This is a genomic window from Mesorhizobium sp. Pch-S (assembly GCF_004136315.1).
Classification (GTDB): Bacteria; Pseudomonadota; Alphaproteobacteria; order Rhizobiales; family Rhizobiaceae; genus Mesorhizobium.
Map to the genome: position 1 here is coordinate 6,270,577 of NZ_CP029562.1, position 26,105 is coordinate 6,296,681.

Here is a 26,105-nt window from a genome sequence, read left to right on the forward strand (position 1 = left end):
TTGCAGGACCAAACGAAACTTGTCTCAACAGCCAATCTCCGCCGCGCCGCCGAGCAATCCAAGACGGCGATGCGACCATAACAGACGTCGAGCGGGAATACCCGCTGACCAACAATTCATTGAGACATGGTTCGTGCAGGAAGCGGACGAACCGAACCAACCTTTGAGGTCATCAACGCTTGGACAACCAAGCCAGATGAGAGCCATTCGTCATGAGAATTCTTCTGGTCGAAGATGATGAACAGATCAGCCAGTACATCCAGAACGGACTGAAATCGTCCGGCCATGTCGTCGACATCCTGAGCGACGGGCGCGACGCCCTGTCGGTAGGACTGCGTGAGCCCTTCGATGTGGCAATCATCGACCGGATGATCCCGGGGCTTGATGGTCTTTCGCTCGTGCGCGGTCTGCGCGGCGCGGGTGGCAAGGTTCCGATCATCTTCCTGACCTCGATGGGCGGAGTCAACGATCGCGTTGAAGGTCTGGAGGCCGGTGCCGACGACTATCTGGTCAAGCCGTTTGCGTTTTCGGAACTGCTGGCAAGGGTGAATGCCCTGTCGCGCCGTCCGCCGATCACCGCCGGCAAAGCCAAGCTGCGCGTGGCGGATCTGGAACTGGATCTGTTCAGCCGGCTGGCCAGCAGAGGCGGCACGAGCATCGAATTGCTGCCGCGCGAATTCGCCCTGCTTGAACTCCTGATGCGCAACGAAGGCCGTATCCTGACAAAGACGATGCTGCTGGAGCGCATCTGGAACTTCAATTTCGATCCGCAGAGCACGGTCGTGGAAACCCATATCAGCCGCTTGCGCGCCAAGATCGACAAGCCCTTCGACGTGCCGCTGCTGCACAATACGCGCAACACCGGCTACAGCATTCATGGCCAACGCTAGCATAACGCGCAGTACGTCAATCCGACTCGCCGCCTTTTACATCTCGCTTTTCCTGCTGTCGTTTCTGGGCGCCAATGCGGTGGGTTACAATATGGTTGCCTCCTATCTCTACGAGCGCCTGGACTCGAACGTGATGGAGCGATTCAGGGAGATCGAGACCGCCTACGACAAGAACGGGATTGATGGCGCTGCCGCCATGATCCGAAGCCATGGTCCGGCGATACGTGGTCAGGAAACGCTCTATACCCTCAAGGATTCTGGCGACACCGTCCTGGTCGGAAACATCGACATGGTTGACGTGCCGCCAGGTTTCTCGACACGGGCGCCCACGAGCCACGACAAGCCCCCGACCAATTATCGGCTCTATCGCAGGAACCTCGACCAGTACGACCTGACCGTCGGCGTCAGCTACGACGATACCAACCGCCTGCGCTGGATCGCACTTGTGAGTTTCGGATGGGCGACGGCCATTGTCCTGGCAGCCGGCCTGGGTGGCGGCGCAATACTCGCCTTCCGCACGCGTCGCCGGATAGCCAGATTCTCGGAGGCCATGAAGGCCGTCGGCGCTGGTGCACTTGCCACCCGACTGCCGATTTCGAGGCGCCATGACGACATCGACGCTCTGGCAATCGAGGTCAACGACGCGCTGGGGCAATTGCAGGCAAGTGTCGCGGCCATGACCCAGGTCACGACCGATATCGCCCACGATCTCAAAACGCCCATCGGACGGCTATACCTGACGCTTGAGGCAGCTTCCGAAAGCAGGGATCAGGCATCGGCGCTACCGCTTATCGAACGAGCGATGAATGAAGTCGCGCGCATCACTGCGACGTTCGAGGGACTGCTGCGCATCTCCCAGATTGAATCCGGCGCACGCCGGTCGCGATTTGCCAAAGTAAACCTGACGGCGCTGGTTCGCGACATCGACGATATCTATCGCGATATTGTCGAGGACAGTGGGCGTTCGCTCCGCTTTTCAGACGACAAGCGCAACAGCTCCGCCTTCGTGTGGGGCGATGCCGATCTTCTGAAGCAGATGTGCGTCAACCTGATCGTCAATGCAATGCGTCATACACAGGCGGGCGCACGCATTGTTGTCGGCGTCAGAGTTCGGGGCGGCTCGTGCGTGGTCATTGTCGGCGACAACGGACCTGGCATCCCCGAGCTTGAACGCCAGAAGGTATTCAAGCGCTTCTATCGGCTGGAAAAGAGCCGTACGACGGAAGGCACCGGGCTGGGGCTCAGTCTCGTCAAGGCGATAGCCGATATCCACGGCGCCAACATCTCCCTGAATGACAACAACCCGGGCCTGATCGTTTCGATTTTCTTCCCGACCGTTCACTAGAGCCGCGGAACTGCTGCGCATTTTCCTGGAAAATCTCCGCCCGTGGAGGTCAGACGCACGGGCGGATAGGCAGGCATGCGTTTCGTCATTGAGACGCTCCCTTGATAAGGCGCCGCCTTTGAGCCCGTTTGAGCCGGGATATACAAATCTGTAATTCGGCTATTGCCTTCCCCGCTCGGTGCATCGTTTTCTCTGGAGCATCACCGACCAGAAGCCGGCAAACAAATGTTGCGAGCAGGCAACAGTTGCGGTCGTCCTGCAACACTGCGTGTCGGTCTTACAGATATGTAAGCCTCGTGTTCGGCGCAGGAAAAACTCGTGCCCGCAGATCAATTCGGCCGCACCGACGACCGGTACGGCGTTACTCGAATTGAAAAGGTGGGAAATGAAAAAATCCATTCTGTCGGCCGTACTCGCCGTGCCGGCGCTCGGTTTCAACGGTGCCTATGCCGCTGATCCGGCAGTTGTTGCCGAACCGGAACCAGCGGAATTCGTCAAGATTTGCGACGTCTATGGCGCCGGCTTCTTCTACATCCCCGGGACCGAAACCTGTCTGAGGATCGGAGGGTACGTCCGCTACGACATCGGCTTCGGCGAAAACCTCGGTTCGGATGTCGATGGCGATGGGCTCGGCGACACCTACTACAAGCGCGCGCGCTTCTCGCTGCAGACCGATGCGCGAAGCCAGACCGAACTCGGTACCTTGCGCGCCTATGCCAAGATCAACTTCGACCGCGACACCAATGGTTCGATCTGGAACTACAACTCGTTCGGGTCGCCGGTCGGCGACAACATCTACATCAACGATATTTATGTGGAACTCGGCGGTTTCCGGATCGGCATGACCGACTCCGTCTTCACCACGCTGACGGACTATGCCGGAAACGTCATCAACGATTGGCTGCTGGGCTACGGACCATTCCGTACCAACCAGGTTTCCTACACCTACACAGGCGGCAACGGCTTTGCGGCCACCGTCGCGCTGGAGCAGGGAGCAGGCTCCTACACCATCGACAACTATGTCCCCCATGTCGTCTTCGGCGGATCTTACACCCAGGGCTGGGGCAAGGTTTCGGCAGTTGGCGCCTATGACAGCGTCAACGAGGTCTGGGCGGGCAAGGCAAGACTGGACATCAAGGCAACGGATGCCATCTCACTGTTCGTGATGGCCGGCTACAAGTCCGACAAGAACATCCAGAACTACTATGGCGACTGGGGTGGTTCATGGGCTGTCTGGGGCGGAGGCACGGCAAAGGTGAACGACAAGACCAGCCTCAATCTGCAAGTCGCCTACGACGACAGCAAGGCCTTTGCGGCGGTTGCCAATGTCTCCTATGCGGTTGTCCCAGGTTTCTACGTGACGCCTGAGGTCGTCTATACGAGCAAGCTCGACTACATAACCAACGGCAAGGGCTCTCTCGGCGGGTTCATCCGCTTCGAACGGAACTTCTAGTCGATCGGCCTGCTGCCCAGAAAGGTCAGCAGGCCTTTCCATTATCCGAGGATCTGGCTGAGGAAGAGTTTGGTGCGCTCGTGGCGGGGATGATCGAAGAACTCCACCGGCGTGTTCTCTTCCACGATCTGGCCCTGATCCATGAAGATCACGCGGTTGGCCACCTTGCGCGCGAAGCCCATCTCGTGCGTCACGCACAGCATCGTCATGCCCTCTTCGGCAAGACCGACCATCGTCTCCAGAACCTCCTTGATCATTTCCGGATCCAGCGCCGACGTCGGCTCATCGAACAGCATGATGCGCGGGTTCATGCACAGCGAACGTGCGATCGCTACGCGCTGCTGCTGGCCACCCGACAGCTGGCCCGGATACTTGTGCGCCTGCTCCGGGATCTTGACCCGCTTCAGGAAATGCATGGCCGTCTCTTCCGCCTGCTTCTTCGGGATCTTGCGCACCCAGATCGGCGCCAGCGTGCAGTTCTCCAGGATCGTCAGGTGCGGGAACAGGTTGAAGTGCTGGAACACCATGCCGACCTCGCGGCGCACTTCATCGATCTTCTTCAGATCGTTGGTCAGTTCCTTGCCGTCGACGATGATCTTGCCCTTCTGGTGCTCTTCCAGACGGTTGATGCAACGGATCATCGTCGATTTGCCCGAGCCCGAAGGACCACAGATGACAATGCGCTCGCCACGCATCACCTTCAGATTGATGTCCTTCAGCACATGGAACTCGCCATACCACTTGTGCATGCCGACGATTTCGCATGCAACCGAACTGTCGGAGATCGGCGGGAGCGAAGTCTGATCGGTCGTCATATCCGAAAATGCCGTCATGGGGTGCTCAATGGGAAACCGGGCCGCGTCTCTCCAGGAAGTCGGCGAAACGGGCGAAGGAGAAGGATAGCGTAAAGAAGATCGCGCCGATGAAGAGGAAGGTTTCGGCAGCTGGCGAAGGCCATTCAGGATCGGCGAGCGCGGCTTTGCCGGAGCTGATCAGGTCGAACAGGCCCACCACCAGGACAAGGCTGGTGTTCTTGATCATGACAATGATGGTGTTGGCAAGGGCCGGGATGACCACCCTGATCGCCTGCGGCAGGATGACGAGGTACTGCGTTCGCCAGAACGGCAGACCAAGCGCCGCCGCCGCCTCGTATTGACCCTTCGGGATCGCCTGAAGACCACCGCGGATCACCTCGGCGAGATACGCCGCCGCAAAGATGGTCAGCGCAACCAGGGCACGCACGAACTTGTCGGGCAGGAGCGCCTCGGGCAGGAACAGCGGCATCATGATCGAGGCCACGAACAGGATCGAGAGCAGCGGCAGGCCACGCACGGATTCGATCAGCACGACAGCGCCAATCCGCACCATCGGCATTGCCGAGCGCCTGGCCAGCGCAAGGAGGATGCCGATCGGGAAGGCCGTGCCGATGGCGACAACCGTCAGGATCAATGTCACCGGCAAACCGCCCCAGGACGAGGTGGGCACCTCGACGAGGCCGAAGCCACCCCCCATCAGCCAGACGATCAGTGCGAATGCAGCAATCCACAGCGCAAGCAACCGGGCTGTCCAACTCGCCGGCCGAACAGACCAGGCCAGCAGCGCCACGATCAGCAAACAGACGATCGCAGGGCGCCAGCGTTCGTCGACCGGATAGATGCCGAAGAGCAATTGCCCGGACTTCGCATAGACAAAGCTCCAGCAAGCCCCGGTGGCTGTACGGCAGGCGTTGGGATCTGGATTGAACCACACGGCATCGATCACCAGCCAACGCAGCATGGGTGGCACTGTGACAATGAGCAAGGCGCTGAACACGAGCGTGAGGGCTGCGTTGAGCGGCGAGCCTAACAGAAGCTTGCCGAGGCGCTGCAGGGCTGCAAAGCGCATTTTGCGCGGCAGGGTCTCGGGCGGCATGGGAAGGGATACTGCCTTCATGGCTTATCGCTCCACGATGGCGATGCGGCGATTGTACCAGTTGGCCGCGCTCGACAGGGTGAGATTGAGGGCGAGATAGACGCCAAGAATGATGAAGACGCCTTCGATCGAATGGCTGGACTTGCTGATGATGGTGTTCATGACGGCAAGGAAGTCCGGGTAGCCGACGGCAATAGCCAGGGTCGAATTCTTGACGACGTTGATGTATTGGCTGTTGAGCGGCGGCACGATCACCCGCAGCATTTGCGGCACGACGATCAGGCGCAATATCTTACCACGCGGCAGACCGAGCGAGTTGCCGGCATCCCATTGCCCGCGACCGACGGACAGAATGCCGCCGCGCACGATCTCCGCCACAAAGCCTGTGGTGTAGATGGTCAATCCGACGAGGATCGTGCTGAGCTCCGGCGTCAATTCCTTGCCGCCCTGGAAGTTCGAGCCGGCAAAACTTGGCCAGTCGACCGCAAAGCGCACGTCGGCCAGCCAAACCCCTGCAAGCCCTGCCACCAGGGCAGCAGGCACCATCCACGGCCGCGGCCTGGCCCTGCGCGCCGTCACCCAGGCAGCGGCCAACAAGGCAAGGGCCGCCAGGAGAATGATCAGGCCAGTCGTGCCGATATCGACGCCGATGGCGGGCACCACGAAACCGCGCATCGATGCATAGACGCCCGGCAGCGGGTTGAGCGCCTCGCCGACTGGTGGCAGCACTTTCCACCACAGGGAATAGAGAAAGATCAGCAGCACGATCGGCGGTGAGTTGCGCGCCAATTCAACCCAAACCCGGCAAGTGCCTGCAGCCAAAGGGTTGCTGCTCAGTCGGGTGATACCGACGATGAGGCCGAGCACGGACGAAAAGAGAATGACCAGGACGGAAATGAAAACCGTGTTGGCCAACCCGACGACGATTGCCCAGTAATAGGGATCGCGCGACTTGTAGGTGAGGATCGCTTCTGAAATGACGATCCGCGACGGCGTCGTCAGAAAATCGAAACCAATCGGAATACCTCTCGCCTTCAGATTGTCGAAGGTCGTATCCACCAGCAGGACAACGAAGGCGACGAAAGCCAGCACCAGCGCAGCCTGGATGATCGTCGATCGGGTCTTGACGTCGCTCAGCATTCCGGCCTCGCAGGTTCACAGCGTTGGGAGGTCAAGAGGAGCTGCGCCCCTCTGGATGCGGCTCACTCCCAGGGATAAGGATAGTTGAGACCTCCATCCTTCCAGAGCTTGTTGAGCCCCCGATCGACCTTCAACGGGCTGTCCTTGCCGAGATTGCGATCCCAGATCTCGGCGTAGTTCCCGACCTGTTTGATGACGTTGTAGGCCCACTTGTCGTCCAGCCCGAGCGGCTTGCCAAAGCCGGCCTCCCCTCCAAGGACGCGCTTGATATCCGGCCCACCGGAAGCGAGCTTTTCATCGATGTTCTGCGATGTGATGCCATTGAGTTCCGCCCAGAACAACGCGTTCACAGTCCAGCGCACAACGTCGAAGAGCTGATCGTCGCCACGTGCCACGGCAACACCGTTAGGCTCGGCGCCATGGCCTGCCTTGATGATGTCGTAGTCGTCCGGGTTCTTGGCAACGGAGGCACGCTGGCCAGCCGCAGCGGTTCCGTCGGTGACGTAGGTGTCGCAGCGACCACCGAAGAAGGCGTCACGGGCCTGGATGGTCGAGTCGTAGTAGACCTTCTTCATGGTGATGCCATATTCCTCCTCGGTCTCCTCGATGGCCTTTTCGGTCAGCGAACCGCCGCTCTGCAGGCATACCGTCTTGCCGTCCAGTTGCTTTGCATCGGTGATGTTGTCGGACTTGCGCACCAGAACACCATCGGTGTCGTAGAGCGTGATCCACACGAAGCGTACGACCGAGTCACGGCTGTAGGTGATCGTGGAGGTGCGCGACAGCACGTCGATCTCACCGGTCTGCAGTGCCGGGAAACGCTGGCCGGCATTCAGCGGCACGTAGCGGATCTTTTCCTTGTCGCCGAGGATTGCCGTCGCGAAGGCGCGGCAGATGTCGGAATCGAAGCCACGATAGTAACCCTTCTCGTCCGGCCGGGAGAGGCCGGGCACACCTTGGCTCGCGCCGCAGCTCAGATAGTCACGCTCCTTGATCTTGCCGACCACGCTCTGCGCGCTGGCAGCGTTTGCGCCCGCCACGAGCCCAGCCAGGCCGAGCGCCATCACGGCAAACCGTTTGAAGTTTCTCGCACACATGTTCATTCCCCTTGTTCTTTGTTGTCATTGTCCGTCAGCGGCGCTGTCCTGGCTCAGAGCCAAGGCAGGTTGTTTTTTCGCGAACAGCTCGAAAGCGTGCATAAGGTCGGTCAGAAGGTCGCTTGCTGCCTCGAGACCAATCGACAGTCGCCAGACCGGACCGGGTTTCAGCCAATCGAGGCTGGTTCGCCCCTTTCGCGGGTCGTTGACCGCGATCAGCGAATGCACTCCACCCCAGCTCGCGCCAAGTTTGAACAGGCGCATGCGGTCGAGCGCTTCGGCCTGAAACGGCGCCAGGTCAGGCCGCAGCACGAGGGAAAAAACACCTGCCGCACCCGCGAAATCCCGTTTCCAGACGCCATGCCCCGGATGCGCCGGCTGGGCCGGATGCAGGATCTGAACGACTTCGGGTCGGGATGCCAACCAGGCCAAGATTTCTCGCGCCGTGGCATCGGCCTGTCGCATGCGGACCGGCATGGTCATCAGCCCGCGCTCGCACAGCGCGCAGTCATCCGGCGAAACCCCGTAGCCAAGGAAACGCGCTGTATCTTTCAGGCGCCTGAACAGCGCGTCGTCACGAACGGCGACGGATCCCATCAACAGGTCGCCATGACCACCGACATGCTTGGAGAGAGCCTGCATGGAAATGTCGACGCCATGATCGAGAGGCTTGAACAGGAGATGCGAAGCCCAGGTGTTGTCGGTAGCGACAAGCGCGCCGGCTTCGTGAACAGCGGCGACAATGGCCGGCACATCCTGCACCTCGAACGTGGCGGAGCCCGGTGACTCCACCCAAACCAGTTGCGTCCTTTCATCGATGAGTCCGACAAGATCTGCGTCAAGCCGCGGATCGTAGGAAACGGTATCGATCCCCAATGGTCCAAGGAACCGCAAGGCCATGTCGCGTGCCGGTGCATAGAGGGTCTCCGGCACGAGCACACGGTCCCCTCCCTTGCATGTCGCCATGGTCGCCAGGGTGATGGCCGCCATGCCGGAAGGCACGACAAGCGCGCGACTGCCGCCTTCCAGCGCGGCGATGTGATCCTCCAGCTGGCGGCTCGTCGGCGTGCCGTAAAGCCCGTAGCTGAAACCGTCGTAGAGGCGTTCGGTGCGGCTTTGGAAGGCTTCCAGATTGTCGAAGACCACAGTCGACGCACGCTCGACCGACATGGCCAGCGCCCGGAAGGGCTCCCGGGAGCGTAGCGGAGGATGAATGTGTGCGGTGTCGTCCTGTCGGGTCATGGACGAAACCCTAGTCGACTCACCCATTGCCATCTATGGCCATGACGATAGAGTTCATCCACTTATGATATGAGCTGTTCATGAACCCGCGCGATATCGACGTCTTCAATGCGATCATGATCACGGGAGGTGCCGGGGCGGCCGCGACGCTGCTCGACACTTCGCAACCAGCGATCAGCCGCTCGCTCGCCAAGCTGGAGGCCGAACTCGATTTTCGTCTGTTCGACCGCATTCGCGGCAGACTCGTGCCGACGCGGGAGGGCGAACTGTTCCATGCCGAGGTCAAAGCCAATCTGGTCGGGCTTGATCGGCTCAAGCTGCGGGCAGCCCAGATCAAGGAAGTCGGCACGGGTACGATCCGCGTGGCCAGCCTATCGGCATTGGGGCATGGGCTGGTCCCACGCGCCATCGTTGCTTTCTCGAAAAAGCACCCGCAGGTGCGCATCAGTTATCAGGTCCGCACCTCCCATGTCGTCCGTGATCTTGTAGCGTCCGGCAGTTTCGACATCGGGCTCGCTGCCGACGAAGTGGATACCACAGGGGTTTTGCACAGTGTCTTCACCACACCACGCGCGGTCTGTGTCATGCCAAAGAACCACCGACTGTCCGCCAAATCCGTCGTCACGCCTGCCGATCTTGCCGATGAGAACTTTCTGGCTCTGTCGCCGGAGGACACGGTGCGTTTGGCGATGGACAGGATCTTCGTCGAACACGGTGTGCGGCCACGTGTCCTCATCGAGACACCCTATGGCCTCACCATTGCCATCCTCGCCGCGAAGGGCATGGGGGTGGGACTGGTCAATCCCTCTGTCATAGCCGACGGGATGATCGCAGGCATCGTCGCCAGGCCATTCGAGCCGGCTGTTCATTTCCGCGCGCTGATCCTGCGTCCACCGGATGGCATCAATTCCGCGCTTGTCACCGACTTCACCGCGGAACTCTATGCCGCACGCAATGCACTGGGAGACTAGACGCCCGGTCGTTGCCCGGCTCTCGACCGCAAGCCGCTTACGACTTCCTGAGAGAGACGAAAGGCACGCTTCGTCAGGCCTGACGCAAAGCCGTGCTGCGCAGCGCTCCAAGTGCCACGAGGCAGAGAATCGAGACCGGAAAGACGATCCATGCAAGCATCGACCAACCCCAGGCGTTGTAGACTGCCCCGGACATCAGTGAGGCAAACGCCACCGAGCCGAACAGGATCAGGTCGTGGAAGCCCTGTATCGTACCCTTCTCCTCAGGCCGATAGCTTTCCGTCACCATGGCGGTTGCGCCGATGAAGCCAAAATTCCAGCCCAGGCCAAGCAGGATCAGCGTGGTCCAGAATTGCCAGAGCTGGATGCCTGACAACGCGATCACCGCACATCCGATCAAGAGCACGAAGCCGACGGCGACGATGCTTGGTGCGCCAAAACGGTGGATGAGCCGACCGGTGAAGAAGCTCGGCCCGAACATCGCCATCACGTGCCAGGAGATGCCCAGCGTAGCTTCATCGGAGGAAAAACCACAACCGACCATGGCCAGAGGCGCGCCGGTCATGACGAAGGTCATCATCGTGTAGGAGCCGACGGCACAGAAGAGCGCGATGAAGAAGCGCGGCTGGCTGATGATCTCGGCGAGAGGCCTGCCACCATGGGCGGCGGCGTGTTCGGCTTGCGACGGTCTTGGCGTGTTGAGGAAAAACAGGATCGCACCGCCCGCCACCGAAAGGGCAAGGATAGACGCGAAGGCGCCGGCAAAAGGCACCGGGGCCAGCAGGTCCTTGGTGAAGATCACCACCTGCGGGCCGAGAATTGCCGTGACGATACCGCCCGCCAGCACGAAGGAAATGGCACGTGCCTTGAATTCCGGAGGTGCATTGTCGGCGGCAGCAAAGCGGAACTGCTGCACAAAGGCGGCCCCCACCCCTATCACCAGCAGCCCGAACACAAAGATCCAGAAACTCGACTGGAACAGCGCCAATGTGGCAATCAAGCCGCCCAGCGCGGTCACCACGGTGCCGAGGAGAAAGCCGTCGCGATGGCCCAGGCGGCGGATCAGCGCAGCAGAAGGGAGCGCGCCCACCGCCAGGCCGACGGAGAACCCTGTGAGCGGTGCCGTGGCAAGCGACTTGTCGGGGCCAAGCAGGAATTCGCCCGCCAGCGCGCCGAGCGCGAAACAGATCGGGCCGGCCGAGCCCAGCACCGCCTGAGCCGCGGAGAGGATGAAGGCGGTACGGCGCGCCTCGTTTTCAGCGGCGGCCGTCACGACGCTCATCGTGCGTCCTTTCCCCTGCCCTCGCCGCGCACGCGGCGTGCGACACGGTCGAGCACCGCATTGACCAGCTTGGGCTCTTCTTCGGAGTAGAACGCCTTGGCGATGTCGACATATTCCGAGACGATCACCGCGACCGGCACGTCCTCGCGCTTCATCAACTCGTAGACGCCGGCGCGCAGGATAGCGCGCAGCGTGGAATCCAGGCGGGACAGCGGCCAGTCTTCTGTCAGCGACTGGCGGATAACCGGATCGACAGTCTTCTGGTTCTCGACCACACCAGCCAGGATCGCACGAAACCACTGTGCGTCCGCCTCACGGTAGAGCGCGCCGTCGACTTCCTTGCCGAGCCGAAACGCCTCGTATTCGGCGGTGATCTCCAGCAAGCCGGAGCCGGCGACATCCATCTGGTAGAGCGCCTGCACTGCTGCCAGGCGCGCAGCACCCCGCTTGTTGGCCTGGCGCGGAGCAGAATCGGACGGTTCGGTCACGATGGCGCTCCCAGTTTTTCCTTGAGCGCAATCATGGTCAGCGCTGCGCGCGCCGCGAACCCGCCCTTGTCGCCTTCGCTCTTCTTGGCGCGTACCCAGGCCTGTTCCTCGTTTTCGGTGGTCAGGATACCATTGCCGATTGCAATCGACTCCTGGACAGAGAGATCCATCAGCGCACGGCTCGACTCGTTCGCCACGATGTCGAAATGATAGGTATCACCGCGAATGACGGTACCGAGCGCCACGAAGCCGTCATAGATCTTGCCGCCCTCGGCCATGCCGTCGAGCGCGAAGGCAATGACGCCGGGGATTTCGAGCGAGCCAGGAACGGTCACCACGTCGTAGGTCGCGCCCGCTTCGCCGAGTGCGCTCGCGGCGCCGTCAAGCAGCGCGTCCGCGAGGTCGTCATGGAACCTCGCCTCGATGATGAGAAGGTGGGCGTTCTTCTGCGGCTGAATGAACGCCTTGCCGTGTTGGGATGTGCCAGCCATGAAGGTCTCCGGAATTGTCGGTGACTTAGGCCGAAGCGACGGCGGGCGCAAGCGACGTTTGAGCATGCCTGCCATCACATGCGCTCACCGACAGCCATGCGCCGACGCCGGGACTTCGCAGGGACACCCTTTTATTGTTTTAGGGATAAAATATAATCCCGCGCCAGAACACATGACGGACGAAGGTATTCCATGGAGAAGCGGGCAGACAGCTCAGAGACCGCAAGGCCACGACGCCCGCGGCTCGACGAGATCGAGGCAGCGCGGACTCGGCTGGCAGCCTACATGCCCCGCACGCCGTTGCTTCAGCTCGATCTCGGGCTGCCGGATCGGCGCATCTTCCTCAAACTGGAAACACTCTCCCCCATAGGGGCCTTCAAACTGAGGCCGGCACTCAACGCGCTGTTGTCGCGTGACATCAAGACCTTGCGCAACGGCGTTGCGACGGCAAGTTCCGGCAACATGGCCTATGGCATGGCCTGGGCGGCGCACAGGCTTGGTGTCCCGATGGCCGCCTACATGTATTCGGGAGCACCGCGTGCCAAGATCGACGGCGTCCGCAAGCTCGGCGGCGAGGTCCGCTTCATCTCCATGGAAACCTGGTGGCGTTATATCGTCGACGCCGAGCGTCCCGAGCTCGACGAGCTTCTCATCAATCCGGTGACGGATCAGGCAGTGCTGATCGGTAACGGCACGATCGGCCTCGAGATCGTCGAGGATCTACCCGAGGTCGATGTGGTGGTGACACCCTTCGGCGGTGGCAGCCTGACGACGGGTGTCGCCAGCGCAGTCAAGGCTTTGTGCCCGGGAACGAAGATCATCGCCGCCGAAGATGAACAGGCCGCGCCTGTCACCGCTGCTCTTGCTGCCGGGCGCATTGTCGAGATCGACACAAGGCCGTCCTTCGTGAAGAGCATTGGCGGCCCGTCGCTCGTGCCGCAGTTGTGGCCGGTTGTGCATCCTCTCATCGATGGAGCTGTTGCCGTCAGTCTCGACCAGATCACGGATGCGATGCGGCTCTTGTTCTCGAAAGGCAAGATCGTGGCGGAAGGTGCCGGCGCCGCTTCGCTGGCGGTTGCCCTTGCCAGCGACAGCATCAAAGGCAATGTGGTGTGCGTCATATCGGGCGGCAACATCGACACGAGGGCTTATTCGCAAGTGCTGGCTGGTGTCATTCCGGAGCCATGATCTGCGATCCACCTAAACAACCGGGCAGCCGACAGACAGCGATGAATATGCAAGGCCTGGACGCCTAGCGCTGTGCCGACCGGACTGTCATTGCGACAGAAACCATGTCACCTGCAGTCAGATCGAGTTCTCGCCTTACCTTGTCCTTCAAAGGCAGAAGATAGCCCTCGTTCTTTGGGAACAACGACGAGGAAAACGTGAAACCACGGATCGTGGCCTCGACCGGGATCATCCCCCAGCCATAAGTCACGAACTTCGACATTTGCCGTATCTCTTCGCCGCAATGTGGAGGTACCGGCGCAAAGAAAAACGGAGACGGGCCTCGCCAGTGAATTATCTGGGCTTCGAATTGAAACTCAGACATGGCGCTCCCTCCGGTAAAAAGGGCTGGAACCCCTCAAAGCCCTTCTTTTGCCGCCTCGGCCAGCCGCGCCGCGTAGCGTGCCATGGTGTCGATCTCGATGTTGATGCGATCGCCCACCTGCCGATCCGCCCAGGTCGTCACCTGCAGTGAATGATGGATCAAAAGCACGTCGAAATGCGTGCCCTCCACCTTGTTCACGGTAAGCGAGGTACCGTCCAGCGCCACGGAACCCTTGGGCGCAATGAATTTGGCCAGTTCGCGCGGCGCCTCGAGCGTGAAACGCACGGCATCGCCCTCGTCCTCGCGCGCCACGACCAGTGCGGTACCGTCGACATGGCCTGACACGATATGACCGCCCAGTTCGTCGCCTATCTTCAACGCGCGCTCAAGATTGATGCGGGTGCCGGCCTTCCAGTCCGACGCCGTGGTGAGCCTCAGTGCCTCCTCCCAGGCCTCGACCTCGAACCAGCGTGCGTTGGACCCCTGCTCCGGCAGCGCCGTCACCGTCAGGCACACGCCGCCACAGGAAATCGAAGCGCCGATGTCGATGGTCGCCGGATCGTAGCTGGTATCGATGCGCAGGCCGATGCCTTCCTTGCGCGGAGCAACCGCGGCCACAGTGCCAATATCGGTGACAATGCCGGTGAACATCAGAGATTATCCCTTACCCATTCTGCGCAACGATCCTCGCCGAAGCTGGTCTCGCGCAATTTACGGTATCCTGCCGGAATGCCGGTCGCGTCGATAGGCGACGCAATTCCATCCGCGCCGATCGAGGCAGGCCCGGTGAAGAGAATGATCCGGTCAACCAAACCCTCGTCCAGAAATGCCTTGGCGATCTCCGCGCCGCCTTCAACCAGCACGCTCGCCATACCGAGCGCGGCCAGGTCCTCCATGAGTTCTGGCAGCGCGATACGGCCATCGACCGTTTCAGTGCCGATAAAGCGCACGCCGCGCCGTTCCAAGGCTGCCTTGCGCTGAGTATCCACTTCGGCGCAGGCGGCGATGTAAAGGGGCACACGGTCCACATCGGCCAGGAGCTTGGCTGCTTCCGGCAAACGGATGTGACGATCAAGCACCACCCGCGCCGGCGAGCGCCCTTCCAGCCCAGGCAGGCGCACAGTCAAAGCAGGATCGTCCTCGAGGGCCGTACCGATCCCGATCAGAACCGCGTCCGCTTCCGCGCGGATCAGATGCACCTCGCGGCGCGCTGCATCACCGGTGATGGAGATCTGGCCGGCGCCTTTGCGGCCGATCATGCCGTCCGCGGAAAGGGCAAGTTTCAGAATCACTTCCGGGCGCTTCCTGAGAGAGCGCATCAGGTAGCCGGCCATCTGCTCGCCAGCCTCCGTGGCCATCACATGCTCGATCACTTCAACGCCGGCATCACGCAGGATGGCATAACCCTTGCCCGACACGCGCGGATCCGGGTCGCTCGCTGAACCAACCACCCGCTTGATGCCTGCGGCAACCAGTGCGTTGGCACAGGGTGGCGTGCGGCCATGATGGGCGCAAGGTTCGAGTGTCACATAGGCGGTCGCACCGTTGGCCAGCACACCCGCCTCGGCCAGAGCCTCGGTTTCGGCATGCGGACGCCCGCCGACCGCGGTCACACCGGTGCCAACGATCATCGGGCCGGCGCCATCATCCCGTACGATGATCGTGCCAACCGAAGGATTGGTAGCCGTGCGGCCGAGATTGCGTCGCGACAGCCGGATCGCCGCGGCCATGAAACGACGGTCGAGAGCCTGCTGTTCTGGACTGCTATGCGACGTCACGTCTTACTCAGCGTCCTCGTCGCCCTTCAGTTCGCCAAGCACCTCGTGGAAGTCCTTGGCTTCGCGGAAATTGCGATAGACCGAAGCAAAACGGACATAGGCAACATCGTCCAGCGACTTCAGCGCGTCCATCACCAGGCGACCAACTTCCGCCGACGGGATTTCGGTCTCACCCGAGCTTTCCAGCTGACGCACGATACCAGTGACCGCGCGGTCGATCCGATCGGGATCGACATTGCGCTTGCGCACCGCGGTCTCGACCGAGCGCGCAAGCTTGTCACGATCGAATGGCACCTTGCGGCCTGATTTCTTGACGACGACGAGGTCGCGCAACTGCACGCGCTCGAACGTGGTGAAGCGGCCGCCGCAATCGGGGCAGACGCGGCGACGGCGGATGGCGGCGCCATCCTCAGCGGGACGCGAATCCTTCACCTGCGTGTCTTCGGACTGGCAATAGGGACAACGCATGGCGGGCCTTGGCTAACGATTCTGATTGGGCGCGAGGCTAGAGTGTTTCCGACAAAGTAGGAAGCGCGGAAGCAGAATCCAACACCATCCTCTACCTCCAATTTTCCTGACCGGGACAAGTCGTTTCACACCCGACCTCCTTTGAAGAACCGGCTCAACCCGAGGGCGTGATGACATAAACAAGAACTGGCGGTTTTCATCATGAAAACCGCCAGTTCCCCGGCACCGAAATGGTTTTCGTTCTGAAATTCACGGCAGGCGCAATGTCAGATGCTTTACACTCCAGTCAGTAGATCGATCGGCGCCCTTCCCTGACCGCCGGGAAGGGCAAAGTCTGCTCAGTCGGCCAGCTTCAGCGCATCACGGATGGTGAAGAACATGTCAGTCTGGTCCGTCAGGCCGGCAAAATTGGCCGCATGCGGACCATAGGCCGCGACACGGAGCTGCGCACCAGTATGTTCCTGATCGTTTTCGTCTTCCGACGTGCCGTAGTTGATGGTGAGGACCGTGCCATCCTTGGTGTTCAGAGCCTGGGTCAGACCGGTGGACTTGGTCTCGTTCGGAATGATCTGGCTGGTGTGGGCGTGGTCGGCGGTAACGATGACCAGTGTCTTGCCGTCGGCCTTGGCGAAGTCGAGCGCAACCTGCACGGCTTCGTCCAGATCGACCGTCTCGCCGATCTGGCCGCATGGATTGGCAGCATGATCCTGCTTGTCGATCGAAGCACCTTCGACCTGCAGGAAGAAACCCTTCTCGTTGGTCTTGAGCAGCTCGATCGCCTTGGTCGTCATCGCGGCCAGCGTCGGAACGGTGGCGGCGCGTTCGCTGTTCGGTTCGCAGGTCACGACCGGTTGGTCGATGTTGCCATGGTGGGTGGCCTTCGGGCCCTTCCAGCGCACCGGCATGTTACCCTCCGAGAACAGGCCAAGCACCGGCTTGTCGTTGTTGGCGGCGGTCAGAGCCTTGAGTTCGTCGGCATTCGTCACGATCTGGAAACCGCGCTCCTTGGCCTGGTCGAGCAAGGTCTTGTCCTTCCAGTCGCCGGCCTTGGCGGCCTCGGCAAAGCTCTTTGCACCACCGCCCAGCACAACATCGGCGCGGGTGTTCAGCAATTGCTCGGAAATCGATCCGAGGCCACCGTTCTCCAGCGCATTGGTCGGGCATTTTTCGGTGGTCGCTGTCGGGCCGTAGCATTTCCGCTGCGTGACGTGGGCGACCTGCACCGCAGGCGTGGCGTCCTGGATCTCGGCGGTCGAGACGTTACCCGTGCCGATACCCGCCGCCCTGGCCAGCTCGATCAGGGTCTTGTGAGACTTTTCCTGGATGTCGACGGAGATGGCGCCGTTGTAGGTCTTGGTGCCCGTTGCCCAGGCCGAGCCTGAAGCCGCGGAATCGGTGACATAGCTCGGCTTGCCGCTCTTCTTGTCGAGCGCATAGTGCGTGTACTGACCGGTAACCGGCAGCGCATCAATGCCCTTGAAGAACCCGCCGGCGCCTTCGGCAACATTACGCGCCACCGTGATTTCGGAATCGCCCATGCCGTCGCCGATGAGAAGGATGACATTCTTCACGTCACCGCCCTGGATGTATTTCTGAAATTCAGCGGTGGCCTCTCCGGTCAGACGCCGGGCACCACCCTGCTGGGTAATGTCACCCTTGGCGCCGCGCTGCAGAAAGGCATCGGCAGCACCCTGCCCGTAAACGGTGCCGGACACGAGAAGCGCCGAAAGCGCTGCGGTAGCCATCAGCGAACGCCTGATGAGATTGGTCATGGTCATCCATCCTTCAAAACGGTGATAAGGTCCCCTGAGACCCGCCCCCTTACCCGTTTTGTTGGAAAGCCATGACCGGCGGATGACAGACGGGCAATGGCTGGATGATCATCCCCTGTTCCGCGCTGAAAAGCCGATTTCAGGCTGACGCGCCAACCGCAAGTGATGCAGTCTCCAAAAACAAAAAGGGACCCACAAGGGGTCCCTGAATGTCTTCGACTGATCCTAACGGATTAGGCCGCTTCGGTCTCGGTCGCTTCGGCTTCGACGCGAGCGCGGTCGGCAGCGCCCTTGGCCGAGGTATCGCGGTCAACGAACTCGATGACCGCCATGGCAGCGTTGTCGCCCTTGCGGAAACCTGCCTTCATGATGCGGAGATAGCCGCCGTTGCGCTGCGCATAACGCGGCGCGATCGTGTCGAACAGACGCTTCACGACCGGCTCGTTGCCGATCTGTGCGATGACCTGACGACGAGCGTGCAGGTCGCCGCGCTTGCCGAGCGTGACGAGCTTCTCGACGATCGGACGCAGGTCCTTCGCCTTCGGCAGAGTGGTGACGATCTGCTCGTGCTCGATCAGAGACACTGCGAGGTTGGCGAACATCGACTTGCGGTGGCTTACGCTGCGGGCGAAGCGACGGCCTTTGAAACCGTGGCGCATGGCTCTTTTCCTTCTTCAGTTGTTCAAGAGGCCACGGCCTCTGATGGTTTTCCGCATGACCGTCGGATCAGCGGCTATCGCCGCCGATCCTTGGAATTCATGCTCAATATTGGTCTTCGTAACGCTTTGCGAGGTCTTCGATATTTTCCGGCGGCCAGTCCGGCACTTCCATACCGAGGTGCAGGCCCATCGCCGCCAGTACTTCCTTGATCTCGTTCAGGGACTTGCGGCCGAAGTTCGGCGTGCGAAGCATCTCCGCTTCCGTCTTCTGGATGAGGTCGCCGATGTAGACGATGTTGTCGTTCTTCAAGCAGTTGGCCGAACGCACCGACAGCTCCAGCTCGTCGACCTTCTTGAGGAGCGACGGGTTGAAAGCGAGTTCAGTGACGGCCTCGGCAGCGACTTCCTTCTGCGGCTCGTCGAAGTTGACGAACAGCGAGAGCTGATCCTGCAGGATGCGTGCAGCGAAGGCCACCGCGTCCTCACCGGTAACCGAACCATCGGTCTCGATGGTCATGGTCAGCTTGTCCTTGTCGAGTTCCTCGCCGTGGCGGGTGTTCTCGACCCTGTAGGAGACCTTCTTGACCGGCGAGTAGAGCGAGTCGACCGGAATAGCCCGATCGGCGCGTCTTCAGCGCGGTTGCGCTCAGCCGGCACATAACCCTTGCCGGTGTCGACGGTGAACTCCATACGGATCTCCGCGCCCTCGTCGAGGGTGCAGATGACGTGGTCAGGGTTCAGGATCTCGACGTCGCCAACGGTCTGGATGTCACCAGCCGTGACGGCACCCGGGCCCTGCTTGCGCACGACCATGCGCTTCGGACCATCGCCTTCCATCTTGATGGCGATTTCCTTGATGTTCAGCACGATGTCGGTCACGTCCTCGCGCACACCGCCGATGGACGAGAATTCATGCAGTACGCCGTCGATCTGCACGGCGGTAACAGCCGCACCACGCAGCGACGAAAGCAACACGCGACGCAGCGCGTTGCCCAAGGTCAGACCGAAACCGCGTTCCAGCGGCTCTGCGACCAGCGTCGTCAGCGTCTTGCCCTTCGACGAAAAGTCGATCTTGTTGGGCTTGATCAGTTCCTGCCAGTTCTTCTGGATCATTTTCTACCCTTCCGTTTCCCCACCACCATCCAATCGTGGTGGGCGACCTGGAAACCATTCGGGAACGCGCGAGGCGTTCCCGGTGGCATTCGAAAAGCTGTTAGACGCGGCGCTTCTTGCGCGGACGGCAGCCGTTGTGCGGGATCGGCGTCACATCACGGATCGAAGTGATGGTGAAGCCCGCAGCCTGCAACGCGCGAAGCGCCGACTCACGACCCGAACCCGGACCGCAAACCTCGACCTCGAGCATACGCATGCCGTGTTCCTGCGCCTTCTTGGCGACGTCTTCGGCGGCCATCTGGGCAGCGAACGGGGTCGACTTGCGCGAACCCTTGAAGCCCTGGGCGCCAGCCGACGACCAGGCAATCGCATTGCCCTGTGCGTCGGAAATGGTGATCATGGTGTTGTTGAAGGTCGAGTTGACGTGAGCGACACCCGACGAAATGTTCTTGCGTTCGCGGCGACGGACGCGTGCGGCTTCCTTGGCCATGGTAGTCCTTTCAGTTGATCTCTACACCGCCGTAATGCCAGCGGCTCCACCTGGAGGCAGTCGGACTTCGGCAGTCGGCAGTCGTGTTATCCGACTGCCCATTGCCTACTGGCGACTGCCGCCAAATTACTTCTTCTTGCCGGCGATCGCCTTCGCCGGACCCTTGCGGGTGCGGGCGTTGGTGTGGGTACGCTGACCGCGCACCGGCAGCGAACGACGGTGACGCAGGCCGCGGTAGCAGCCGAGGTCCATCAGACGCTTGATGTTCATCGAGACTTCACGACGCAGATCACCTTCGACCTGATAGTCGCGGTCGATCGTCTCGCGGATCTGCAGCACTTCGGCATCGGTCAGCTGGTTGACGCGGCGCTCGGCCGGGATGCCGACCTTTTCGACGATCTCCTGGGCGAACTTCTTGCCAATGCCGTGAATGTACTGAAGCGCGATGACGACGCGCTTGTTGGTCGGAATGTTAACGCCGGCTATACGAGCCATGTCTTCTCTTTCTCCATTTGGGCCGGACGACGACGTCGAACCGGCGCTTTGCGTGAACCCGCGTCCGGTGGAGGCCGGCCCATGCGGGAGTTCCTGTTCAAAGCGGCTGCCTTGTCCTCACGGACAAGCAAAGCTCATGCCTGATAGGGAGACGGGCCGCCTTACTCCAGCAGCCCGGCCCAGTCAAGCTTAATTGTTCATTTCTGGACAGCCGTTGCCAGAATGGTCTCGATCTGACCGGTCACGGCATCGATGTCGGCCATGCCGTCGACGCCTTTCAACATGCCCTTGGCATGGTAATAACCGATGAGCGGAGCAGTCTTCTTGTAATATTCGCGCAGACGCTCCTCGAAGACTTCGGGGTTGTCGTCCTTGCGCACCGGCTGTCCGGCGGCCGCTGCTTCCTGCGCGCGCTTGACGATTCGGCCGACAAGCACCTTGTCGTCGACAACGAGTTCGATGACGGCGTCCAGCTTCAGCTTGCGCTCCGCCAGCATCGCCTCCACAGCGTCGGCCTGCGCCAGCGTGCGCGGATAGCCGTCAAGGATGAACCCTTTGGCGCAATCGGCCTGGTCGATGCGCTCGGCAACGATGGCGTTGACGATAGCGTCGGACACCAGTTCACCGGCGTCCATCACGGCCTTGGCCTTGAGACCTACGGGTGTTTCCGCCTTGACCGCAGCACGCAGCATGTCTCCGGTGGAGAGTTGCGGAATGCCATGTTTTTCAACCAGTCGCTGCGCTTGCGTCCCCTTGCCCGCACCAGGCGGGCCAAGCAATATCAACCTCATCTACCCCTCTTACCTCCGCGCAGCTTCGACTTCTTGATCAGACCCTCGTACTGATGCGCGATCAGATGACCCTGAATCTGCGCAACGGTGTCGAGCGTTACACTGACCACGATCAGAAGCGAAGTGCCACCAAGGTAGAACGGTACGCCAGTCGCCGAAATCAGGAATTCCGGCATCAAGCAGATGACAACCAGATAGATGGCGCCGATCACGGTGATGCGGGTAAGCACGTAGTCGATGTACTCGGCAGTCCGCTCTCCCGGACGGTAACCGGGGATGAAGCCGGAATGCTTCTTCAACTGGTCGGCGGTGTCCTTCGGATTGAAGACGATCGCCGTATAGAAGAATGCGAAGAACACGATCATGGCCGCATAGAATGCCATGTAGAGCGGCTGGCCGTGACCCAGCGACGCCAGCACGGTGTTCGCCCAGGCCGGCAGGTTGGTCGTGCTTGAGAACCCGGCAACGGTCGCCGGCAGAAGCAGCAGCGACGAAGCGAAGATCGGAGGAATGACGCCCGACGTATTGAGCTTCAGCGGCAGGTGCGACGTGTCGCCCTGGAACATCCGGTTGCCAACCTGACGCTTCGGATACTGGATCAAGAGCCGGCGCTGGGCCCGCTCGAAGAAGACGATCAGCGCGATGACCACGACAGCCAGGATGATGATGGCCAGGATAAGCGGAGTTGACAGCGCACCGGTGCGGCCGAGTTCCAACGTGCCTGAAATCGCGCTTGGCAGGCCGGCGACGATACCGGCGAAGATGATCAGTGAAATGCCGTTGCCGATGCCGCGTGCAGTGATCTGCTCACCCAGCCACATCAGGAACATGGTGCCGCCCACCAGTGTAATCACGGTGGAAATGCGGAAGAACATGCCCGGATCGGTGACGATGCCGTTGCCGTTCTCGAGCCCCGCCGAAATGCCGTATGCCTGCACGATGGCGAGCAGCACTGTGCCGTAGCGGGTGTATTGATTGATGATCTTGCGACCCTGCTCGCCTTCCTTCTTCAGCGCTTCGAGCGACGGAATGACCGACGTCATCAGCTGCATGATGATGGAAGCGGAGATGTAGGGCATGATGCCCAGCGCGAAGATCGCCATGCGCTGCACGGCGCCGCCGGCGAACATGTTGAACATGCCCAGCACGCCCTTGGACTGCGACTGGAAAGCCTGCGAGAACGCGGCTGGATCGATGCCTGGAAGCGGGATGTACGTGCCAAGGCGATACACGAGGAGAGCGCCGATCGTAAACCAGATGCGCTTCTTGAGATCCTCGGCCTTGGCAAAGGCCGCGAAATTGAGATTGGACGCCAGTTGTTCAGCAGCCGAAGCCATGGAAATTTCTCCGCCAGATGACGCGGGAGCGCCCGCTTCGGGCAGCGCCTATCACCGAGCTCCGGACATAGGCTCGGCAATGCCAAGATGCAAGCGGCCGCGTCGTGCGCGGCCGCTTGTCTAAGATATTATTCGGCAGATGCCTTTTCGGGCAGCTTCACCGAACCGCCGGCCTTCTCGATCTTCTCGATGGCCGCCTTTGAAGCGCCGGCCACGTCGAAGCTGAGCTTTGCCTTGAGTTCGCCATCCGAAAGGACGCGCACGCCATCCTTGAGGCGGCGAATGACGCCGGCCTTGACGAGTGCCTCACCGGTCACGGTTTCCTTGGCATCAAGCTTCTTGGCATCGATCGCCGTCTGGATACGGGCGAGCGACACCGTGGCGAAGCTCTTGGCGAAGATGTTGTTGAAGCCGCGCTTCGGCAGACGGCGGTAGAGTGGCATCTGGCCACCCTCGAAGCCGTTGATGGCAACACCGGAACGGGCCTTCTGACCCTTCACGCCGCGGCCAGCGGTCTTGCCGGAGCCCGAGCCAATGCCGCGTCCGAGACGCTTGCGAGCCTTGGTCGCGCCGTCCTTGTCACGCAGGTCGTTGAGTTTCATGATTCTTCTCCTGCGGCTTACTTCTCGTCCACAACGCGGACGAGATGCTGGACAGCCGCGATCATGCCGCGCACGGAAGGCGTATCTTCCAGTGTGCTCTTGCGGTGCATCTTGTTGAGGCCGAGGCCGACCAGCGTTGCACGCTGTTCCTTCGGACGACGGATCGGCGAGCCGATCTGCTCAACGGTGACAGTCTTGGTAGCTTTCTTGGCCATGTTGGTGGTCCCTCTAAGCTATCGACTATTCATCAGCCGCAACGGCATTGCCGCGGCGGGCCTGAAGGGTCGAATACTTGATGCCACGCGCAGCAGCCACATCCTTCGGATGCATCTGGCGCTTCAGGGCGTCGAAGGTGGCGCGAACCATGTTGTAAGGGTTCGACGAGCCCATCGACTTGGCGACGACGTCATGCATGCCGAGCGTCTCGAAGACAGCGCGCATCGGGCCGCCGGCGATGATACCGGTACCCTGCTTGGCGGTGCGCAGCAGAACGCGGCCGGCGCCCCAGCGTCCTTCGACGTCGTGGTGCAGCGTGCGGCCCGAACGCAGTGGCACGAAGATCATCTCGCGCTTGGCGGATTCGGTCGCCTTGCGGATTGCCTCAGGCACTTCGCGTGCCTTGCCATGGCCGAAGCCGACGCGGCCCTTCTGATCGCCGACGACGACGAGTGCGGCGAAGCCGAAGCGACGACCACCCTTCACCACCTTGGCGACGCGGTTGATGTGTACGAGCTTGTCGACGATGCCGTCGTCGCGCTCTTCGCGGTCACGGCCACGCTCGCGGCCGCCTTCCCTACGTTCCTGTGCCATATCCTAGTCCTTGTTCTTTTCCGGAAGCACGGGTTGCTGAAATGCCGGCGCCTCTTTACGAGGTCGCCGGCGGCGAAAAACTTGTGCCTTCTGCACGATCCGTTCCGAAATGTCAGCCCCTTTTCGAAGCCGGCTTTCGGAAAGGTGCGAACTTAGAAGTTCAGGCCACCTTCACGGGCGGCTTCGGCCAGCGCCTTGACGCGGCCATGATAGATGTAGGAGCCGCGGTCGAAGACGACATCCTTGATGCCAGCCTTGATGGCGCGCTCGGCGACGAGCTTGCCAACGGCAGCGGCAGCTGCTGCGTCGGCACCGGTCTTCTTGGTCGCCTTGAAATCCTTCTCGAGCGTCGACGCAGCAGCGATGGTGTGGCCGCTGGCATCATCGATCACCTGGACGTAGATGTTCTTTGAAGTGCGGTGTACCGAAAGACGCGGGCGGCCGTTGGCGACTGCCTTGATCTGGCGACGGATGCGCGACGAGCGGCGCAGAGTGGCTTCTTTGGTTGCCATGGTCGTAGTTCCTGCCTTGTAAGACGGGGGTTGCCCTGTGCGGTAGGTTTTTCTCCTCCCGCGGCAACATCCCGTGGCGTTGCATTTCGTTGGTCCGGCCCTGTGCGAACAATCCGTTCAGGGCCGAGCCGATTACTTCTTCTTGCCTTCCTTGCGGACGATCTTCTCGCCAGCATAACGCACGCCCTTGCCCTTGTAGGGTTCTGGGCCGCGGTATTCGCGGATCTCAGCAGCGACCTGGCCGACCTGCTGCTTGTCGATACCCGAAACGGTAATTTCGGTCGGCTTGCCTACCGTGATCGTGATGCCCTGCGGGGTCTCATAAACCACATCGTGCGAGAAGCCGAGCGCGAGCTGCAGGTTCTTGCCCTGCATGGCGGCGCGGTAACCGACGCCGGTGATCTCGAGCTTCTTCTCGAAGCCGTCCTTCACACCGGTCAGGATGTTGACGATCTGGGTGCGCGACATGCCCCACTTGGAGCGTGCGTCCTTCGACTGATCCCGCGGTTCGACGGCGATCTGGCCTTCGTCCAGCTTGACCAGGACTTCGTCGTTGACCACGAACTTCAGTTCACCCTTCGGGCCCTTGGCTGTCACGGTCTGGCCGTTGACAGAAGCGGTTACACCGGCCGGTACCGAGACGGGTTTCTTACCAATACGAGACATTTTCTCTCGTCCTTCCTATCTCAACTCGCCGATCAGAAGATCTGGCAGAGGACTTCGCCGCCGACGTTCTGCTCGCGTGCTTCGTGATCAGCCATAACGCCCTTCGGGGTCGAAAGGATGGCGATACCGAGGCCATTGGCAACCTGCGGGATCGACTTGGCCGAAACGTAGACGCGGCGGCCCGGCTTCGAAACGCGGGAAATTTCGCGCACGACCGGATTGCCGTCGAAATACTTCAGTTCGATCTCGATTTCCGACTTGCCGTTGTCGAAGTCGGTCTGGCTGTAATCGCGGATGTAGCCTTCCGACTTCAGCACGTCGAGAACGCGGGCGCGCAGACGCGACGCCGGGGTCGACACCGACGACTTCTTACGGCCGTAGGCGTTACGGATACGGGTCAGCATATCGCCGAGAGGATCACTCAATGACATTTCTTGTCCTCCTTACCAGCTCGACTTGACCAGGCCCGGGATCTGGCCAGTATTGCCGAGATCGCGAAGCGCGATACGCGAGACCTTGAGCTTGCGATAGAAGGCGCGCGGACGGCCCGTGACTTCGCAGCGGTTACGGATGCGGATCTTGGCCGAGTTACGCGGCAGAGCCGAGAGCTTCAGCTGGGCGCGGAAGCGCTCGTCCATCGGCTTGGACTGATCCATGACGATTTCCTTGAGGGCCTTACGCTTGGCAGCGTACTGGTCCACAAGCTTGCGGCGCCGGTTGTTCTTTTCGACTGAGCTGGTCTTTGCCATT

Annotated in this window: 30 protein-coding genes and 1 pseudogene; 5 read left to right on the forward strand and 26 right to left on the reverse strand. The window is 61.0% G+C overall.

Going from position 1 to position 26,105, the window contains the following annotated elements; translation table 11 throughout:
* Nucleotides 1–212 precede the first annotated feature (212 nt).
* From C1M53_RS29615 to C1M53_RS29625, 3 genes are all read left to right on the forward strand, one after another.
* On the forward strand, nt 213–890 hold the full coding sequence (locus tag C1M53_RS29615) for a response regulator transcription factor (protein WP_129415632.1): 678 nt from the start codon (nt 213–215) through the stop codon (nt 888–890).
* Entirely contained in the window at nt 877–2,235 is a 1,359-nt protein-coding gene (locus C1M53_RS29620; protein WP_129415633.1) for a HAMP domain-containing sensor histidine kinase, read from the forward strand. The genes C1M53_RS29615 and C1M53_RS29620 overlap by 14 nt, the downstream gene beginning before the upstream one ends.
* Nucleotides 2,236–2,620: 385 nt before the next feature.
* Nucleotides 2,621–3,688 carry a porin gene (locus tag C1M53_RS29625; protein WP_129415634.1) on the forward strand — a complete coding sequence of 356 codons (1,068 nt, stop codon included), beginning with the start codon at nt 2,621–2,623 and terminating at the stop codon, nt 3,686–3,688.
* Between the two features lie 41 nt (nt 3,689–3,729).
* Here C1M53_RS29625 and C1M53_RS29630 read toward each other — a convergent pair whose 3' ends face one another.
* From C1M53_RS29630 to C1M53_RS29650, 5 genes are all read right to left on the reverse strand, one after another.
* Nucleotides 3,730–4,503: an amino acid ABC transporter ATP-binding protein gene (locus tag C1M53_RS29630; RefSeq protein WP_129416420.1), complete on the reverse strand. Its 774-nt coding sequence runs from the start codon at nt 4,501–4,503 to the stop codon at nt 3,730–3,732.
* 25 nt (nt 4,504–4,528) lie between these two features.
* Nucleotides 4,529–5,620: an amino acid ABC transporter permease gene (locus C1M53_RS29635; protein ID WP_129415635.1), complete on the reverse strand. Its 1,092-nt coding sequence runs from the start codon at nt 5,618–5,620 to the stop codon at nt 4,529–4,531.
* 3 nt (nt 5,621–5,623) lie between these two features.
* Nucleotides 5,624–6,739 (reverse strand): ABC transporter permease subunit, encoded by a 1,116-nt coding sequence (locus C1M53_RS29640; protein WP_129415636.1) that lies wholly within the window; start codon nt 6,737–6,739, stop codon nt 5,624–5,626.
* A gap of 62 nt (nt 6,740–6,801) precedes the next feature.
* Nucleotides 6,802–7,836, reverse strand: a complete 1,035-nt coding sequence (locus tag C1M53_RS29645; protein ID WP_129415637.1) for a transporter substrate-binding domain-containing protein — start codon at nt 7,834–7,836, stop codon at nt 6,802–6,804.
* Between the two features lie 24 nt (nt 7,837–7,860).
* Nucleotides 7,861–9,078: an aminotransferase class I/II-fold pyridoxal phosphate-dependent enzyme gene (locus tag C1M53_RS29650; protein WP_129415638.1), complete on the reverse strand. Its 1,218-nt coding sequence runs from the start codon at nt 9,076–9,078 to the stop codon at nt 7,861–7,863.
* Nucleotides 9,079–9,158: 80 nt separating this feature from the next.
* Between C1M53_RS29650 and C1M53_RS29655 the strand changes: the two genes are divergently transcribed.
* Nucleotides 9,159–10,049: a LysR substrate-binding domain-containing protein gene (locus C1M53_RS29655; protein ID WP_129415639.1), complete on the forward strand. Its 891-nt coding sequence runs from the start codon at nt 9,159–9,161 to the stop codon at nt 10,047–10,049.
* A gap of 73 nt (nt 10,050–10,122) precedes the next feature.
* On the opposite strand, the gene C1M53_RS29660 is transcribed toward C1M53_RS29655, so the two are convergent.
* From C1M53_RS29660 to ribH, 3 genes are read right to left on the reverse strand one after another with little or no spacing between them, the layout of a single operon-like run.
* Nucleotides 10,123–11,331 carry an MFS transporter gene (locus C1M53_RS29660; RefSeq protein WP_129415640.1) on the reverse strand — a complete coding sequence of 403 codons (1,209 nt, stop codon included), beginning with the start codon at nt 11,329–11,331 and terminating at the stop codon, nt 10,123–10,125.
* A complete protein-coding gene (gene nusB, locus C1M53_RS29665; RefSeq protein WP_054311506.1) occupies nt 11,328–11,819 on the reverse strand; it encodes a transcription antitermination factor NusB in 492 nt (163 codons plus the stop codon). Before nusB ends, C1M53_RS29660 begins: the two co-directional genes overlap by 4 nt.
* Nucleotides 11,816–12,310, reverse strand: a complete 495-nt coding sequence (ribH, locus tag C1M53_RS29670) for a 6,7-dimethyl-8-ribityllumazine synthase (protein ID WP_054311505.1) — start codon at nt 12,308–12,310, stop codon at nt 11,816–11,818. Before ribH ends, nusB begins: the two co-directional genes overlap by 4 nt.
* Before the next feature lie 192 nt (nt 12,311–12,502).
* On the opposite strand from ribH, the gene C1M53_RS29675 reads away from it, so the two are divergent.
* Nucleotides 12,503–13,498, forward strand: a complete 996-nt coding sequence (locus C1M53_RS29675) for a pyridoxal-phosphate dependent enzyme (RefSeq protein ID WP_129415642.1) — start codon at nt 12,503–12,505, stop codon at nt 13,496–13,498.
* Between the two features lie 64 nt (nt 13,499–13,562).
* Here the strand turns inward: C1M53_RS29675 and C1M53_RS29680 are convergent, their stop codons facing one another.
* From C1M53_RS29680 to rpsN, 18 genes and pseudogenes are all read right to left on the reverse strand, one after another.
* Entirely contained in the window at nt 13,563–13,862 is a 300-nt protein-coding gene (locus tag C1M53_RS29680; protein ID WP_129415643.1) for a DUF1905 domain-containing protein, read from the reverse strand.
* Nucleotides 13,863–13,895: 33 nt separating this feature from the next.
* A complete protein-coding gene (locus C1M53_RS29685) occupies nt 13,896–14,513 on the reverse strand; it encodes a riboflavin synthase (RefSeq protein WP_129415644.1) in 618 nt (205 codons plus the stop codon).
* The gene (gene ribD, locus C1M53_RS29690; RefSeq protein ID WP_129416421.1) at nt 14,513–15,592 is read right to left on the reverse strand and encodes a bifunctional diaminohydroxyphosphoribosylaminopyrimidine deaminase/5-amino-6-(5-phosphoribosylamino)uracil reductase RibD; all 1,080 of its coding nucleotides are present in this window, start codon (nt 15,590–15,592) and stop codon (nt 14,513–14,515) included. Before ribD ends, C1M53_RS29685 begins: the two co-directional genes overlap by 1 nt.
* Nucleotides 15,593–15,643: 51 nt before the next feature.
* On the reverse strand, nt 15,644–16,108 hold the full coding sequence (nrdR, locus tag C1M53_RS29695; RefSeq protein WP_129415645.1) for a transcriptional regulator NrdR: 465 nt from the start codon (nt 16,106–16,108) through the stop codon (nt 15,644–15,646).
* Between the two features lie 338 nt (nt 16,109–16,446).
* On the reverse strand, nt 16,447–17,853 hold the full coding sequence (phoA, locus tag C1M53_RS29700) for an alkaline phosphatase (RefSeq protein WP_245488657.1): 1,407 nt from the start codon (nt 17,851–17,853) through the stop codon (nt 16,447–16,449).
* Nucleotides 17,854–18,113: 260 nt separating this feature from the next.
* Entirely contained in the window at nt 18,114–18,539 is a 426-nt protein-coding gene (gene rplQ / locus C1M53_RS29705) for a 50S ribosomal protein L17 (protein WP_129415647.1), read from the reverse strand.
* Between the two features lie 103 nt (nt 18,540–18,642).
* A pseudogene (locus C1M53_RS29710) lies at nt 18,643–19,652 on the reverse strand (DNA-directed RNA polymerase subunit alpha).
* A 100-nt stretch (nt 19,653–19,752) separates the two neighbouring features.
* A complete protein-coding gene (rpsK, locus tag C1M53_RS29715) occupies nt 19,753–20,142 on the reverse strand; it encodes a 30S ribosomal protein S11 (protein WP_024924781.1) in 390 nt (129 codons plus the stop codon).
* A 126-nt stretch (nt 20,143–20,268) separates the two neighbouring features.
* Complete coding sequence (rpsM, locus tag C1M53_RS29720) at nt 20,269–20,637, reverse strand: 30S ribosomal protein S13 (RefSeq protein WP_129415648.1); 369 nt, start codon at nt 20,635–20,637, stop codon at nt 20,269–20,271.
* Nucleotides 20,638–20,834: 197 nt separating this feature from the next.
* Nucleotides 20,835–21,428 (reverse strand): adenylate kinase, encoded by a 594-nt coding sequence (locus tag C1M53_RS29725; RefSeq protein ID WP_129415649.1) that lies wholly within the window; start codon nt 21,426–21,428, stop codon nt 20,835–20,837.
* Complete coding sequence (gene secY, locus C1M53_RS29730; RefSeq protein ID WP_129415650.1) at nt 21,425–22,765, reverse strand: preprotein translocase subunit SecY; 1,341 nt, start codon at nt 22,763–22,765, stop codon at nt 21,425–21,427. The genes C1M53_RS29725 and secY overlap by 4 nt, the downstream gene beginning before the upstream one ends.
* Before the next feature lie 128 nt (nt 22,766–22,893).
* Nucleotides 22,894–23,367, reverse strand: a complete 474-nt coding sequence (gene rplO, locus C1M53_RS29735; protein ID WP_129415651.1) for a 50S ribosomal protein L15 — start codon at nt 23,365–23,367, stop codon at nt 22,894–22,896.
* A 17-nt stretch (nt 23,368–23,384) separates the two neighbouring features.
* On the reverse strand, nt 23,385–23,582 hold the full coding sequence (gene rpmD, locus C1M53_RS29740; RefSeq protein ID WP_054311493.1) for a 50S ribosomal protein L30: 198 nt from the start codon (nt 23,580–23,582) through the stop codon (nt 23,385–23,387).
* Between the two features lie 25 nt (nt 23,583–23,607).
* A complete protein-coding gene (gene rpsE, locus C1M53_RS29745; protein ID WP_129415652.1) occupies nt 23,608–24,177 on the reverse strand; it encodes a 30S ribosomal protein S5 in 570 nt (189 codons plus the stop codon).
* A 152-nt stretch (nt 24,178–24,329) separates the two neighbouring features.
* The gene (gene rplR / locus C1M53_RS29750; protein ID WP_129415653.1) at nt 24,330–24,689 is read right to left on the reverse strand and encodes a 50S ribosomal protein L18; all 360 of its coding nucleotides are present in this window, start codon (nt 24,687–24,689) and stop codon (nt 24,330–24,332) included.
* A 132-nt stretch (nt 24,690–24,821) separates the two neighbouring features.
* Complete coding sequence (gene rplF, locus C1M53_RS29755) at nt 24,822–25,355, reverse strand: 50S ribosomal protein L6 (protein WP_129415654.1); 534 nt, start codon at nt 25,353–25,355, stop codon at nt 24,822–24,824.
* Between the two features lie 32 nt (nt 25,356–25,387).
* Nucleotides 25,388–25,786, reverse strand: coding sequence for a 30S ribosomal protein S8 (gene rpsH, locus C1M53_RS29760; RefSeq protein ID WP_101934556.1), 399 nt, complete (start codon nt 25,784–25,786; stop codon nt 25,388–25,390).
* Nucleotides 25,787–25,798: 12 nt separating this feature from the next.
* Nucleotides 25,799–26,104 carry a 30S ribosomal protein S14 gene (gene rpsN, locus C1M53_RS29765; protein WP_129415655.1) on the reverse strand — a complete coding sequence of 102 codons (306 nt, stop codon included), beginning with the start codon at nt 26,102–26,104 and terminating at the stop codon, nt 25,799–25,801.
* Between the last annotated feature and the right edge of the window lies 1 nt (nt 26,105).